This is a genomic window from Paraburkholderia sp. SIMBA_053 (assembly GCF_046534895.1).
GTDB lineage: Bacteria > Pseudomonadota > Gammaproteobacteria > Burkholderiales > Burkholderiaceae > Paraburkholderia > Paraburkholderia caledonica.
Map to the genome: position 1 here is coordinate 1 of NZ_JAWRXU010001666.1, position 237 is coordinate 237.

The 237-nt window shown below is 69.2% G+C and carries 1 protein-coding gene; it reads left to right on the forward strand.

What is annotated here, in order from left to right; genetic code table 11:
• The coding region (locus tag SB753_RS41200; protein WP_410805699.1) for a carcinine hydrolase/isopenicillin-N N-acyltransferase family protein at positions 1-237 on the forward strand (237 nt) is incomplete at both ends.

The window sequence follows — 237 nt, forward strand, 5'->3', positions numbered from 1 at the left end:
GTTCTCGACGCCGGCTCGCTCGACGAAGCGCTGCACACGCTGCGCACTGCGCCGGCTGCGAGCGGCTTTCATCACACGCTCGGTTGCGCCGGAGACCCGCGCGTGTTCAGCGTTGAGGCCACCGCGCAGCGCTGCTCGGTGCAAAGCGTCGGCACGCGCGCCGGTCACGCGAACCATATGATTCACGCGGGCTGCGAAACGCAGGCGCAGATCGTCACCGAGTCGTCGCGCGACAGG